This is a genomic window from Shewanella cutis, from assembly GCF_022410515.1.
GTDB classification, from domain to species: domain Bacteria; phylum Pseudomonadota; class Gammaproteobacteria; order Enterobacterales; family Shewanellaceae; genus Shewanella; species Shewanella cutis.
In genome coordinates, this window is sequence record NZ_JACSDI010000003.1 from 39,458 (window position 1) to 55,272 (window position 15,815).

Consider the following 15,815-nt stretch of genomic DNA (forward strand, 5'->3'; position numbering starts at 1 on the left):
ATTTTGGACTGGCATGGTTACTGCCTATCTAAGGCTATGGATGAGCGGTTGCGGGAGCGACAAAAATATGGGGCTGGAGAAGTTGCTGTATTTGCGGGGCGTAGGAGCAGACTTTACCGACTGCTTCGGCCAGTACATTCGCATTCCCGAAGCTGACAGGCAAGGGATTTTGACCTGTATGTTACAGGATACTTATGTGCCGAATGACGAGACCGGTGCTGAGCCACCTGTGGCAAATAAGCTGACTGAGGGCACTATTGCAGCCCAAGTTTATCAATTAGATGCACAGCATTGGACCCAAGTAATACCGGCATTTCATTGGTGTTATGTCGATGAACCATGGGTGTGCTTATATTTACCTCAATCTTACCGTGGCGATCTGCTGCTTAAGTTTGCTTGTGAGCAAGGTGAAGTGATTGTCTTTAAGGCGCTGTTCTCAGCCTTAAAGCCTATCGGCGATTATCGTATTGAGAAACCCGAGTTAGCGCGACATGGCGATAGCCCATTTGCCGACGAATGCCAGTTTATTCAATATCGTCTCGATCTTTTAGCGCATGAGTTTGATTGCGGCGATGCCTCTGAGCAAGGCAAGCTCAGCGATGTGTCCTGCCTCGGGCTGGGTTATCACAAAGTCAGCGTCAGCTTGGGTGATACGACTTCAACTTTGGGGGATTGCACTTCAGGGGATCACCACGTTAAGCCAACGGCAAGGAAGGTGAATGAGTTCCATGGCCACTTTATGCTGGCACCGCGAACCGCCTATCAAGGGGTTATGAGCGCTGTGGCTCAAGGAAGGCGACATAAACCTTGGGGCGTGAGTGTTCAGCTTTACAGTGTGCGCAGTGATAACCAATGGGGGATCGGGGATTTTGGCGATCTAGAGCAACTCATCACCTTAGTTGCCGAATATGGCGCTGATTTTATTCAACTCAATCCATTACATGCCTTAGATATTGCCGTGCCGGAACAGCCTAGTCCCTATAGTCCCTGTGATCGGCGCCGGCTTAATCCTCTGTATATTCACTTGTCGAGCGTGCCTGAGTTTGAGTTCTTGGCTGAGGAATTTGCCGCCAAGGAATGGCAAGAAGCCATTGCACTACTCAATACTGAAAATTGGCTCGATTATCCCAAGGTGAGTGAGCTTAAGTACCGTGCCTTTGCCCGTTTATATACAGTGTTTTGTGAAAGCCATTTACAACAACATACGATGAGGGCGCAGCGTTTTGATGATTTTGTCAAACAAGAGGGTGAGGCGCTACGGGAGTTTGCTCAGGCCGAATATTTACGTAGCCCTAGCGCCATTGCGCAGGATGAATGCTTTTATTTGTACCTGCAGTTTGTGGCTGAAGAGCAACTGCAACTGTGCCAGCTTAAGGCAAAAGAAGCGGGCATGGGCATCGGGCTTATTCGCGATCTTGCTGTGGGTGCAGCCTTACAAGGTGTTGAGGTACAAGCCAATTCACAACTGTTTTGTCTAAACGCTAGCATAGGCGCACCGCCGGATCCCTTTGCGCCCCAAGGCCAAAATTGGGGCTTAACCCCCCTCGATCCGATTAAGTTAAAGCAAGATCGGTATCGCCATTTTATTGCGTTAATCCGCGCCAATATGACGCACTGTGGCGCACTGCGAATTGACCATGTGATGGGGCTATTACGGCTCTGGTGGTGGCCTCTGGATAAACGTCTCGGGCAGGGCGCCTATGTCTATTACCCCGTTGAAACCTTGCTGGCGATACTCTGTCTTGAGAGTCAACGTGCCCGCTGTGTGGTGATTGGTGAAGACTTAGGTCTAGTCCCACCCGATATTATTCATCGCCTGTATCAGGCGGGAGTCTATTCCAACGAGCTTTTCTACTTCTGCAAAGACCATCAGGGCTTTAAGCCGCCGAGCCAATATAAGTTTCAAAGTTTGATGATGTTGGCAAACCACGATGTGCCGACCTTAGTCGCTTGGTGGACGGGCAGCGATTTGCACCTGAGGCGTCAACTCGAGTTGCTCACAACCGACGATCAATTAGGTGAGGCACTGGCGGGGCGTGAGCAGGAAAAACACCAGCTTGTGCACAGGTTAATCTCACAAGGTTTATTGCCTGAGACAGATATTCAACAGATTGATCTTGATGATTTATTAACCGCATGGATGGCATTTGGCGCTTCGGGCAACAGCGCGCTTTACAGCGTGCAGTGGTGCGATCTGCTGGCTGATCGCCATGCGGTCAATATCCCCGGCACTTGGCTCGAGTACCCCAATTGGCAGCGACGATTGCCGATCACCTTAAGGGATGCCGCGGCCCAAAACACTGTCGCTCTGCGTTTGCAACGCATTGCTGCTGCGAGACATTTGCCGGAAATCGCTGAACAAACAGATAACACCTTTGACTAAAAATGGAAGCCAAATGATGACTCAAGCCCAGACTTACTTCTATGACGGTAGCGATGTCGCACTGCTTAATGGTCAATATACGGATGTGTTTTCCCTGCTTGGCATGCACAGCATCAATGAGGGCAAGGCCTTGGTTGTGCGCTGTTTTTTACGCAATGCCCAAAAGGTTGATGTGATAAGCCTTAAGGATGGCCGTAAAGTGGCGAGCCTTGAGCGCGTCAATGAGGCGGGACTGTTTGCGGGCACGCTTGGCAGACGGGTTAAGCCGTTTTTGTATGCGTTACGGGTGACTTATCCTCTCTGTGAGCTCGATATTATCGACCCTTATCAGTTTGGCTCTTTCCTTAATGGTGAGGATTTATACCTCTTTGGCGAGGGATGCTCTGAGCAGGCCTATCGTTTTCTCGGTGCCAACTGGCGTCAAGTCGATAGCGTCGAAGGCGTGCATTTTTGCGTTTGGGCACCCAATGCTAAACGCGTCTCAGTGGTGGGGGATTTTAATCATTGGGATGATACTCGCCATGTGATGCGTCAACATATGGCCAACGGCTTGTGGGAGATTTTTCTGCCCAATGTTGTTGAAGGCGCGCACTATAAGTTTGATTTGGTTTATCAAAATGGCGAGCGTCACGTCAAATCAGACCCCATGGCGACTCAAATGGAATGCGCGCCGCACAATGCCTCCATCGTGCCGAAAAAACACCAACACTCGTGGGCGGATGCACAATGGATGGAAAAACGTGCGACCACGGCTTGGCACCGTGCGCCCATGTCTATCTACGAAGTGCAGCTGGGCTCATGGCGGCGAAAAGGTGAGTTTGGTGAGCAATATTTTGATTATCAAGACTTAATCGAACAGTTGATCCCCTATGTTAAGGAACAAGGTTTTACCCATATTGAGCTGATGCCGGTGAGCGAATATCCCTTTGATGGTTCTTGGGGTTATCAACCCGTTGGTCTGTATGCGCCAACCCATCGTTTTGGCGATGCTAATGGCTTAAAAGCCTTTATCGATGCCTGCCATCAAGCTGATATTGGGGTATTACTCGATTGGGTTGCGGCGCATTTCCCTAAAGATCCCCACGGTTTAGTGCGTTTCGATGGCACTTGTCTTTACGAGCATGAAGATCCGCGTAAGGGGACGCATCCCGACTGGGACACGCTTATCTACAACTATGGCCGTGGTGAGGTTCGCAGTTTTCTGCTCAGTAATGCCTGCTACTGGCTGCGGGAGTTTCACCTCGATGGCCTAAGGCTTGATGCGGTGTCGTCAATGTTATATCTCGATTACAGCCGTGAGCCGGGGCAATGGCTACCCAATGCCTATGGCGGACGGGAAAATTTAGAGGCGATAGATTTTCTGCAAATGTTGAATCAGCGTTTGTACCAAGCTTTTCCGGGTATTTGCATGATTGCTGAAGAGTCCACCGCCTTTGCTGGGGTGACTAAGCCGACGGACTGCTCTGGGCTTGGCTTTGGCTTTAAGTGGAATATGGGCTGGATGAACGACAGCCTAAGCTACTTAGGCCGCGATCCCATCTATCGCCAATATCACCATAACCAGCTGACCTTTAGCCTGATGTATGCCTATTCGGAGCAATTTATGCTGTCGATAAGCCATGATGAAGTGGTGCACGGCAAGGGCTCTTTGCTGCATAAAATCCCCGGCGATGATTGGCAAAAGTTCGCCACGCTTAGAGCCTATTACGGCTTTATGTGGGGGCATCCAGGTAAAAAATTATTGTTTATGGGCAGCGAGTTCGCCCAGCGCAACGAATGGAACCATAACCATAGCCTCGATTGGCATTTGCTCGCCTTCGAGCCCCATCAAGGCGTGCAGCGCTGGCTTCGCGATCTGAATCAGCTTTATCGACAATTTCCCGCCTTATCCGTGCTCGACTATGAGTCACAGGGTTTTCGCTGGCTCGACTGCGATAATGGCCGCGACAGTATTTTTAGTTTTGTCCGCTATGGTGAGGGCAGTGATGTGCCCTTGGTGTTTGTGGTGAACATGACACCAACCCTACACCAAGGATTTCGCATCGGCTTACCTCAAGGTGGGGATTTCTGCGAATACCTCAATAGCGACAGCCATCTCTATGGTGGCAGTAATCAGGGAAATGCGGGTAAGGTCATTGCCGAAGATTTACCTTGGCAGGGCATGGCATCGAGCGCGTTGATCACTGTACCGCCTCTGGGGTGCTTAATTCTCGGGCCTGCGACGGATGCGCCCGACAGAGATGTTAGCTTATGACGAATCCTGTGCCTGTAAATGCTGATGGCTCAATCGCCTATAACCTAAGCGCGGGGCAGCCTTTTCCCTTAGGGGCGACGGTCGATGATGGCGGGGTGAATTTCGCCCTGTTTTCGGCCCATGCCACTGGGGTGGAGTTATGTCTGTTCGATGCCCAAGGCGAGGTGGAAATTCAGCGCATCGCCCTGACGGAGCAGACCCAGCAAATCTGGCATTTGTATGTACATGGACTGAGTAGTGGTCAGCTTTATGGCTACCGTGTCTATGGTCCCTACGAGCCGCAATTAGGCCACAGATTTAATCCGCATAAATTGTTGTTAGATCCTTACGCGCGCCAGCTCGTGGGGCGTTATCACCATCATATCGCCAACTTTGGCTATGAGATAGATAGTCCTAATGAAGACTTGTCTTTCAGTACCTTAGATAACGCGGCTTTTATCCCCAAATGCAAGGTCGTCGATATTCGCCCACTGCTTGCTGCGGCAAAATTGCAGGCTATTCGGCCACTTTTACCTCATCGAAATCCACTACCGCTTGAGCAGTGCATTATTTATGAGATGCACTTAAAGGGTTTTACCGTGCTGCACCCTGAGATAGATGTGCCGCTACGTGGCACCTTTGCCGGGTTGGCATCAAAGGCTGCGATAGATTACTTGGTTAACCTCGGCGTGAATTGCGTTGAGCTGTTACCGGTTCAGGCATTTTTCTCCGAACCCTTTTTGCTTGAAAAACAGCTATCTAACTATTGGGGTTATAACAGCATAGGCTTTTTTGCACCAGAGCCGAGTTATCTGTCGAGTGAGAATATCGCAGAGTTTCGCACTATGGTGGATGCATTACATGGCGCGGGCATTGAAGTGATTCTTGATGTGGTCTACAACCACAGCGCCGAAGGCAGTCGCCTCGGGCCGACCTTTAGCTTTCGCGGTATCGACAATCTGAGTTATTACCGCCTACATCCAAATGATAAACGCTTTTATATCAATGATACCGGCTGCGGTAATACCTTAAACCTCAATCATCCTCGCATGTTGCAGTTGGTGTTAGATTCACTGCGTTACTGGGTCGAAGTGATGGGCGTTGATGGTTTTCGCTTCGACTTAGCCGCTTGCCTTGGCCGTGAAGCCTATGGATTTGACCCTGGTAGTGGTTTTTTTGATGCACTGCTGCAAGACCCGGTACTTTGCCGGGTGAAACTGATTGCTGAACCTTGGGATATTGGCCCAGGCGGTTATCAGCTCGGTAATTTTCCGGTGGCCTTTAGCGAGTGGAACGACAGATACCGCGATACCATGCGGCGTTTCTGGCGTGGTGATCATGGCATGCTGCCGGAGTTTGCGCGGCGATTTCATGGCTCGGGGGATTTCTTTGAGCATAGCGGCCGCCCGCCCGCTGCCAGTATCAATTTTTTAACCAGTCACGATGGTTTTACCCTGAAAGATTTAGTGAGTTATTGCGAGCGGCACAATTGGGCCAACGGTGAGGAGAATCGCGATGGACACCATGCGAACTTCAGCTATCACTACGGAGTGGAAGGGAACACTACAGACGCCACCATTCTGGCACTTCGCGCCCGTCAGCAACGCAATTTGCTGACCAGCTTATTCTTATCCCAAGGCGTGCCAATGCTGCTCAGCGGTGATGAAACGGGCCGCACTCAAGGCGGAAATAATAACGCCTATTGCCAAGATAACCCGATGAATTGGTTTGATTGGTCATCTGAGGGAATGGATAAAAATCTGCTGAGTTTTACCCAACAACTTATCGCCCTGCGTAAACGCTTTCCGCTGTTGTGCGCCAAACGTTTTATCCATGAACAGCTGGTGGCTCATTCTCTCGAATCGCCCTCAGAGTCGCCTTTAGGTGCTGCAAAGTTCTTAACCCAGCCAAGCGCGAGGTTAGATTGGTTTAGTCGACAAGGTAAGCCAATGACAAAAAGCCTGTGGAGCGAGTCTATGTGCCGCAGTCTCTGCGTGGTGTTATCCGGTGATTTAACCGCCGGCAGCGATGTGGCTGGTGACAACCACTTTCAAGCCTTGCTGTTAATGGTGAATGCCGATGAGCATCCATTGGCTTTTACCCTGCCTGTTTTTGAGCATTTAGGTCCGTGGCAATGCTTGCTACATACTCAAACCGAACCGCAATACCTTACTCCCACTGAGCCGCTGGATGCTCAGTCCTCACCAACACGATACTTACTACAAGATCGCAGTCTTATGCTGTTTCATGCTGATTTTATAAGGAATTAATTATGAGCCACGACAGTGAGTTGAGCCCAAGTACCAGCGGCGTTACCCCTAAAAAGCGTGCAACGATAGCTGTTGAGAGTCTAAAAACGCTTGCCCATGAACCCTGTGACCCCTGCGATGCTTTGCCCGCTTCTTTTACTCGCCATGTGCGTTACGGATTAAGTCGTGGCGAAGGCGCTAGAGGAGAGTTATTTCAGGCTTTTGCCCTTAGCGTTAAAGAGCAAATGCTGGACGATTGGCGTGAGACTCGCATCAAAGATAGTAGCTATGACAACAAACAAGTTGCTTATTTGTCACTTGAGTTTTTAATGGGCAGGACACTAGGTAATGCCTTGTTAAGCTTAGATTTAGAGCAAGATAGTCGTGAAGCTTTAAGTCATTACTCGGTTTCTCTTGAGGAGCTTGAAGAGGCCGAACATGATGCGGGGTTAGGCAATGGTGGCTTAGGACGACTCGCGGCTTGCTTTCTCGACAGTTGCGCAAGCCTAGATTTATCCGTCACTGGCTATGGTATTCGTTATGAATACGGCATGTTTGCCCAGAAAATTGTTGATGGTTATCAGGTTGAGCGCCCAGACCGCTGGTTACGTGAGGGTAATCCTTGGGAGGTACGTGTTCCCCATCATAATGTGACTGTAAAGTTCTTCGGTCACACCGAATCCTATGTCGATAAACAAGGGCGCAGACACATGATTTGGGTTGATACCCAAGATGTACTCGCCGTGGCCTACGATATGCCTGTACCCGGTTATCGCAATGGCCGTGTCAATACCCTCAGACTTTGGAAGGCTGAAGCTACCGATGACTTTGATTTAGCAGAGTTTAACCAAGGAGACTATACCGAGGCGGTGGCGCGCAAAAACCTCGCCGAACAGATCACTATGGTGCTGTATCCCAATGATGCCAGTGAGAACGGTAAGGAACTGCGCCTGCGTCAGCAGTATTTTTTGTCCTCCGCCAGTTTGCAGGCGATTTTGAAACGTTGGGTGCATCACCACGGCCATGACTTCAGCCATTTTGCGGCAAAAAATGTGATGCAGCTGAATGATACTCACCCAAGCATCGCCGTACCTGAGTTAATGCGTTTACTGGTGGATGAATACGCCCTCGAGTGGGATGCCGCTTGGGCGATAACCAGCCAAACGATGGCTTACACCAATCATACGCTGTTACCCGAAGCATTAGAGCGTTGGCCTGTGCGCATGATGGCGCTGATGTTGCCGCGGATTTTAGAAATCATCTATGAGATCAACGCCAGATACCTCGATTTAGTCGCTCACCACTGGCCAGGGGATGCTGACAAGCTTGCCAGTATGTCGATTATTCAAGAAGGCCCCGATCCCCATGTGCGGATGGCGTACTTAGCGATTGTGGCGAGCTTTTCGGTGAACGGTGTCGCTGGATTACATACCCAATTATTAAAGTCGGGTCTGTTTAAGGATTTTTACAGCCTCTGGCCGCAGAAGTTTAATAATCGTACCAACGGAGTAACGCCAAGGCGTTGGTTAGCCCATTGCAATACTGCGCTCGCCAAACTGTTAAGTAGCCATTTGGGGCAGGGTTGGGTAACGGATTTAAGCCAGCTTATGGCGCTCAATGCCTTAACCCAAGATGCCAGTTTTATTCAACAGTGGCGTGAGGTGAAGCAAGCCAACAAGGTATTGCTGGCAAATATGATCGCCAAGGAATGTGGCGTTGAGTTTGACCCTTCTATGCTGTTTGATGTGCAAGTTAAGCGGATCCACGAGTACAAGCGTCAGCTACTCAATATTCTGCATGTGATCCATCTTTATCATCAAATTCAACAGGGGCATACAGAGCATCTGGTACCACGCTGTGTGCTGATCGGCGGTAAGGCCGCGCCCGGTTACTTTATGGCGAAGTTGATTATCAAACTCGCCAGTAATGTCGCCCATATGGTCAATTCCGATCCTGTGGTGGCGCCTTATCTACGTTTTGCGTTTTTGCCCAATTACAACGTCAGTGCCATGGAAAAAATCTGTCCGGGCACCGATGTCTCCGAACAAATCTCCACCGCGGGAAAGGAAGCCTCAGGTACGGGCAATATGAAGTTTATGATGAACGGCGCACTTACCATTGGCACCTTAGATGGCGCCAATATCGAGATGCTTGAAGAGGTGGGCGAGGATAATTTTTTCCTCTTTGGACTCAATGCTGAGCAAGTTGCTGCTATGCGCTTAAATTATCAACCAAAACGCATTATCGCTGAGTCTCAAGCCTTATCTGAGGTGATGGCGCTACTAAAAAGTGGCCACTTTAATCTGCTGGAGCCGGGGATTTTTGACCCCATTATCGCCGCGATTGAAAGTGAGGATGATCAATGGATGACGGCGGCGGATTTTGATAGTTACCGCTTAGCTCAGGAGGCTGTCGCTAACGCTTACAAAGATCAGCAAAAGTGGACCCAAATGAGCATTCGCAACACGGCGGCCAGCGGCCGTTTCTCCAGCGATGTGACGATTGCAGGCTATCGGGATGAAATTTGGAAGTTATAAGGGAGTCGGAATATGAGCGAAGGAACACGCAGGAAAACGCCGCTATGTGGCCTATTCGGTCCTGAAATGAGTGGTGGAAAAGTCATCGGCACTAATGTGCTATTTGGGGAGTAGAGCCTATGTCTAATGTACGTTATATCAGTAATTTAACTCGTGAAACCTATGCATTGATTCTGGCTGGTGGCCGAGGCTCGCGTTTACATGAACTCACTGACTGGCGGGCTAAACCCGCGTTGTATTTCGGTGGCAAGTTTAGGATCATCGATTTTCCACTGTCGAATTGTATCAACTCGGGGATCCGCCGCGTTGGTGTGGTGACCCAATATAAATCCCACTCGTTAATTCGCCATGTGATGCGCGGTTGGGGCCACTTTAAAAAGGAGTTGGGCGAGTCGGTAGAGATTTTGCCTGCCTCACAACGCTACTCTGAGAATTGGTATCAAGGCACGGCGGATGCGGTATTCCAAAATATCGACATTATCCGCCACGAGTTACCTAAGTATGTGATGGTACTGTCGGGTGACCATGTGTATCGCATGGATTATGCAGGCTTACTGGCCGCCCATGCTGAATCTGGCGCCGATATGACCGTCTCCTGCCTCGAAGTGCCAGTGGCTGAAGCGGCGGGCGCATTTGGGGTGATGGAAGTCGATGATGATATGCGTATCTTAGGCTTTGAAGAAAAGCCTCAGCTACCAAAACATTGCCCCGGTAATCCCGAGAAATGCCTAGCTTCGATGGGCAACTATGTGTTTAACACAGAGTTTTTATTCGATCAGCTAAAAAAAGACGCGCAGAACGCCAACTCCGATCGCGATTTTGGCAAAGATATTATTCCCTCGATCATCGAAAAACATAAAGTGTTTGCCTATCCCTTTAAGAGTGCCTTCCCGAACGAGCAAGCCTATTGGCGCGATGTGGGTACCTTAGACTCCTTTTGGCTGGCCAATATGGAATTGTTATCGCCTACACCCGCATTAAACCTTTACGATGCGAAATGGCCCATTTGGACCTATCAAGAGCAATTACCGCCCGCCAAGTTTGTATTCGACGATGATGATAGACGCGGCATGGCGGTGGATTCGATCATTTCCGGTGGCTGTATTATCTCGGGCGCAACCGTACGTCGCAGCGTATTGTTTAATGAGGTGCGAGTCTGTTCCTACTCGCTGGTTGAAGATTCGGTAGTGCTGCCCGACGTGGTGGTGCTGCGCCACTGCAAGATTAAAAACGCCATTATCGACCGGGGTTGTATTATCCCCGAAGGTACTGTGATTGGTTATAACCACGACCATGACAGGGCAAAAGGCTTTAGGGTGTCCGAGAAGGGCATCACCTTAGTCACCCGCGATATGTTAGGGCTGCCGGTGGGCTACGAATAATGCTAAGCCGTTAATGAGCTTGAATATTAACCTTGTTGGAGTATTAAGTTAGGTGAAACGCATATTAATGGTCGCAGCCGAAAATGGGGCACTCAAAGGAGCAAAAGTAGGGGGGATGGCGGATGTGATCCGCGACTTGCCCCAAGCTCTCGCGGGCGTTGAGATCCAAGCCGATGTCATTATGCCCAGCTACGGTTTTTTAACCGCCCAAGGCGCTAAGCAAATTGGTGAGTTTGAGGTGAGCTTTGCTGGGCGCAACGAGCCGATTAAGTTGTATTGGCTGGCGCATCCAAAGGTGAAGGGCGCCAATATTTACTTGCTTGAGCACGGGCTTTGGCAATCGATCCCCGGGCAAATTTATAGCCAAGGCACAAAGGATCGCCCCTTTGCCGATGATGCGACTAAGTTTGCCTTCCTCTGCGTAAGCGTTGCCAAAGCCTTAGTGACTGGGCTTGTGCCTATGCCGCATTTGCTGCATTTGCACGACTGGCATACGGGCTGTTTAGCCATGTTGCGGGCATTCGCGCCTGAATATCAGGCATTGCAAGCCATTGAATGTGTGTTTTCAATTCATAATCTGGCGTTACAGGGGATTAGGCCGCTCAGCCATGATGCATCCTCTTTCGCGGCTTGGTTTCCTAGCCTGTTTGCCCACTTGGATGTCACTCAACTCGCGGACATTATTGATCCGCGTTATCCCCATTGTATTAACCCGATGCGGATGGGTATTCGACTCGCCGATAGAGTGCATTTAGTCTCACCCACCTATGCCAAGGAAGTGCTATTACCCTCGCAACCCGAGCGAGGTTTTTTCGGTGGCGAAGGGCTTGAGGCCGATTTGCAACATAAAGCTGACCAAGGTCGGGTGCTGGGGATTTTAAATGGTTGTGAATATCCCCAAGCGTTGACGAAAAAGTCTTTCAAGCGAATGGGATTAGCTGAGTTTACGGCGCTACTGAGTGGTATTGAGTCGGCTTTAGTACAGTGGCAGGCAGCTCAAAGTCAGGTTAGTGGCGTCGATATGATTGCCTTTACTCGGCTGCAGGCGCTGTGGCGCCAAGCCTCTGTGGGGGAATTTCCGACTTTTCTGCTGACGTCAGTTGGCCGACTTACCGATCAAAAAGTACTGATCCTTCGCCATATTTTACCTTCTGGCTTATCGGTATTAGAGACGTTACTGCAACAGTTACAGCAGACGCAGCCCAAGGCGTTATTTGTGCTGCTTGGTAGTGGTGACCCAGAGATCGCGCAGTTTTTTCAAACCCTTGCGGCTAAGTATGCCCATTTTGTGTTTCTTCAGGGCTACCATGAGGAACTCTCCCAATGCCTTTACCAAGTGGGTGACTTGTTCCTGATGCCAAGCTCCTTCGAACCCTGCGGTATCAGCCAAATGCTCGCCATGCGTAGCGGTCAACCCTGCCTCGTCCATGGGGTGGGCGGATTACGAGATACGATCGAGGATGGTGTCGATGGCTTTGTGTTTTATGGCGAAGATATCAAAAGTCAGGGCGAGGCTTTACTGGCGAAGCTGGTCGAAGCACTAGAGAGATTTGACAGTAGTGATTGGACGCAACTAAAACGTAAGGCAAAGGCTCGGCGGTTTGATTGGCATAGCATCGCCCTTGATTACAATAAACAACTTTATAACATTTTGTGAGTTAGCCCTTGTAATTAGAGCATGATTTGTAAGCAATTCTGCTACACTTGTGGGAAAAAGTTATCGTAAGATAATTCTCTCACTCATTTCTGGAGTTGCTTCCACATTCATGGATAAAAGCATTTTCTTACCTTTAGTGCAAAATGCGGCTTTATTGCTGGCGCTGGTATTTTTGTATGATGCGATTCCTAAAAAGCATCAGCGGCAGTATTTTTTACTCTGGCGGCTGGGAATTGGCGTACTCATAGGTGGCATTGGTGTCGCGATTATGAGTACACCATGGATGTATGAACCTGGGATTATTTTCGATACCCGTTCAGTGCTTTTATGTGTTTCAGGTTTATTTTTTGGCGGTTTGCCAACGGCAATAGCCGTGGTTATCACCGCGCTTTACCGGCTGAGTATTGGTGGTGTTGCCATGTGGGTTGGGGTTGGAGTGATTATTACCTCTGGCCTTATTGGTGTGATATGGCGCCATTATCGAAAGGCTCACCTAGCGAGTATTTCGGGCACAGAAGTGATTAGTTTTGCTTTCTTAGTGCATTTAGTCATGTTGTCATGGTTTTTTCTATTGCCTGGCCAACATGTAGTACCTGTTCTGTCTAAAATCACCTTACCGATATTATTGATTTATCCCCTCGCAACATGGTTGTTGAGTCGTTTACTGTCCCGCCGCTTTGAATTGGAGCGAGATGAACAAATCCGTTTGCAAGATGATTTCTTGTTCCGTAGCCAATTTAACATCGGCAATATTGGAATTGCGATAACGGGTATTGATCAAAAGTGGATAAAGGTGAATCCAAGGCTGTGTCAGATGCTGAAGTACTCAGAGGATGAGTTGTTGCATATGACCTGGAAGCAGCTTACTCACCCAGATGATCTTGACGCTGATGTTGCCAAATTTGAGCAGATGCTTGCTGGTAATATTGATAATTATGAATTAGATAAACGCTTTATCGCTAAGGATGGTTCACTGGTTTACACCCATATGACGGTGGCCTGTAAGCGTACGAATCATCAGGTATTACTGGTTATTTCGGGGTATTTGGATGTAACAGCTCAAACCCTTGCCGATAGAGAAGTACTTGCCAGTCGTGAACAGCTCGAATTGGTATTAAGCAGTAGTGATCTTGGGGTATGGGACTGGGATATTCGCAATGATCATATTGAGCGCAATACTCGCAGCGCCGATATTTTAGGATGTGATATCGACATGCTTAATGCCAATAGTCGCCAGTGGATGGACTCGATTGTTGCAGAAGATCGACCTCAAGTGCTGCAATCAATTGAAGCCCACATTCGCGGAGAAACGCCGCAGCATAGGATGGAATACCGCTTAAAAACCCTCAACCGTGATGTTCGCTGGATATTAGATACGGGCAAGGTGGTGAGTCGCGATGCCAACAATAATGCCCTAAGAATGTGTGGTACTTATACCGATATCACTGAAGCTAAGTTGATTGAAGAGTCCTTAAAACTCTCGGCATTGGTGTATGACAATAGCTCAGAAGCCATGAGCGTGCTCGATGAAAACGGTGTGATTATTACCGTAAACGCTGCCTTTACCGAAATCACAGGCTATAGCGAGTCTGAAATCCGTGGGCAGCATATTCGTATGATGTATTGCGACCTCAATGGCCATGAGTTTTATCAGCAGATGAATGATGATATCCGTGATAAAGGTCAGTGGCAGGGGGAGATGCGGCAACGGCGCAGAAACAATGAAGAATATGTAATTTGGTTAACCATCAACACCATCAAAGATAAAGACGGTTTACCGTACCGCCGTGTTGCACTCTTTTCCAATATTACCGATAAAAAACAAAGTGAACATTTAATCTGGAAGCAGGCAAACTACGATACCTTGACTGGCTTACCTAACCGGCGCATGTTGCTCGAATATTTAAGTGCTGAAATTAAAAATGCCGACCGTAACCGTACTCACTTTGCCTTGATGTTTCTTGATCTCGATTACTTTAAAGAAGTCAACGATACCTTAGGTCATGCTATGGGGGATCAATTACTGATAGAAACCGCTATTCGCCTAAAATCCAGCGTGCGAGAGGCGGATGTGGTTGCGCGACTTGGCGGCGATGAATTTACCGTTGTGCTCAGTTCAATGGCGGATCATAAGGGGATTGAGCGCGTTGCGGAACATATTTTAAGGCGTATTGCCGAGCCCTATTACTTAGGTGAAGAAACCGCCTATATCAGTGCGAGCATTGGGATCACGCTTTATCCGGACGATTCGACCAGCATTGAGGGTTTGCTAAAACATGCAGATCAAGCCATGTATGCTGCAAAAGATCAGGGGCGTAATCGTTTCAACTACTTTACCCCTTCGATGCAGGAATACGCAAAATATCGCATGCGATTAATCCACGATCTCCGCCAAGCCGTGCTTAACAAAGAATTTGAGCTGCACTATCAACCTATAGTGACCATGGCGACGGGTGAAGTGCTTAAGGCTGAAGCCTTATTACGCTGGTTCCATCCGGAGCGGGGCTCGGTGTCGCCGGCGGAGTTTATTCCCGTCGCTGAAGATACTGGGCTAATTGTTGAGATTGGTAATTGGGTATTTGAACAGGCCGCGCGCCAAAGTGCCCAGTGGCGTAAGACCTTGGGCGTTGAAATTCAGATCAGTGTGAACAAATCGCCCATTCAGTTCCGTGATGAGGGGGCATTGTTACACAATTGGCTCGAGTTACTGCAACAGCTTGATGTTACGGGCGCGGGCGTTTGCGTCGAAATCACCGAGGGCTTATTGCTCGATGCCAGCATGGGGGTGACCGAAAAACTGTTAGCCTACAGGGATGCGGGTGTACAAGTCTCTTTAGATGATTTTGGTACTGGCTATTCATCACTGGCGTATTTGAAAAAATTCGATATCGATTATTTAAAAATCGATCAATCATTTACTCGTAATATTGATACGGATGAAAACGATCACACCCTGTGTGAAGCCATTATTGTGATGGCCCATAAATTGGGCATGAAAGTCATCGCAGAAGGGGTTGAGACCGAGGCACAGCGTCAAGTGTTACTCGACGCAGGCTGCGATTATGGTCAAGGTTACTTATTTTCAAAGCCGGTGAACGCCAGTGAGTTTGCGAACAAGTATTTAGTGAAAGATATTTAGTTGATAGCAGTGAAACTATTGCCCTGCGCTGATGGTCATTTTTTGCCTATAAATGCGCCGTAAACTTTGCTAGACTCCGCGGCCCCGTAAAGGGCTATATGGCAGCTGATTCGAATGGCAGTTCATTCTTGCCGCAGTTGATTAGAGTGGCGGTTGATAATGACAGCTAACGACGCCGCACTTTATTCAACCAAGCTGCACTCAGTGGTTTTGCATTAACACTTCGCACTAACAA

The 15,815-nt window shown here is 48.9% G+C and carries 7 protein-coding genes; all 7 read left to right on the forward strand.

Annotated features, from left to right (window positions below; translation table 11 throughout):
- Positions 1-67 precede the first annotated feature (67 nt).
- The 7 genes from malQ (at position 68) to H9J30_RS07015 (ending at position 15,580) form a co-directional block, all read left to right on the forward strand.
- Positions 68-2,383 carry a 4-alpha-glucanotransferase gene (gene malQ / locus H9J30_RS06985; protein WP_240130371.1) on the forward strand — a complete coding sequence of 772 codons (2,316 nt, stop codon included), beginning with the start codon at positions 68-70 and terminating at the stop codon, positions 2,381-2,383.
- A gap of 13 nt (positions 2,384-2,396) precedes the next feature.
- Positions 2,397-4,637 carry a 1,4-alpha-glucan branching protein GlgB gene (gene glgB, locus H9J30_RS06990; protein ID WP_240130372.1) on the forward strand — a complete coding sequence of 747 codons (2,241 nt, stop codon included), beginning with the start codon at positions 2,397-2,399 and terminating at the stop codon, positions 4,635-4,637.
- Positions 4,634-6,886 (forward strand): glycogen debranching protein GlgX, encoded by a 2,253-nt coding sequence (glgX, locus tag H9J30_RS06995; RefSeq protein ID WP_240130373.1) that lies wholly within the window; start codon positions 4,634-4,636, stop codon positions 6,884-6,886. The genes glgB and glgX overlap by 4 nt, the downstream gene beginning before the upstream one ends.
- 2 nt (positions 6,887-6,888) lie before the next feature.
- On the forward strand, positions 6,889-9,402 hold the full coding sequence (locus H9J30_RS07000; protein ID WP_240130374.1) for a glycogen/starch/alpha-glucan phosphorylase: 2,514 nt from the start codon (positions 6,889-6,891) through the stop codon (positions 9,400-9,402).
- A gap of 119 nt (positions 9,403-9,521) precedes the next feature.
- Positions 9,522-10,784, forward strand: a complete 1,263-nt coding sequence (glgC, locus tag H9J30_RS07005) for a glucose-1-phosphate adenylyltransferase (RefSeq protein WP_240130375.1) — start codon at positions 9,522-9,524, stop codon at positions 10,782-10,784.
- Between the two features lie 67 nt (positions 10,785-10,851).
- Positions 10,852-12,441, forward strand: coding sequence for a glycogen/starch synthase (locus H9J30_RS07010; protein WP_240130621.1), 1,590 nt, complete (start codon positions 10,852-10,854; stop codon positions 12,439-12,441).
- Positions 12,442-12,550: 109 nt separating this feature from the next.
- On the forward strand, positions 12,551-15,580 hold the full coding sequence (locus tag H9J30_RS07015; protein WP_240130376.1) for an EAL domain-containing protein: 3,030 nt from the start codon (positions 12,551-12,553) through the stop codon (positions 15,578-15,580).
- Positions 15,581-15,815: the final 235 nt, after the last annotated feature.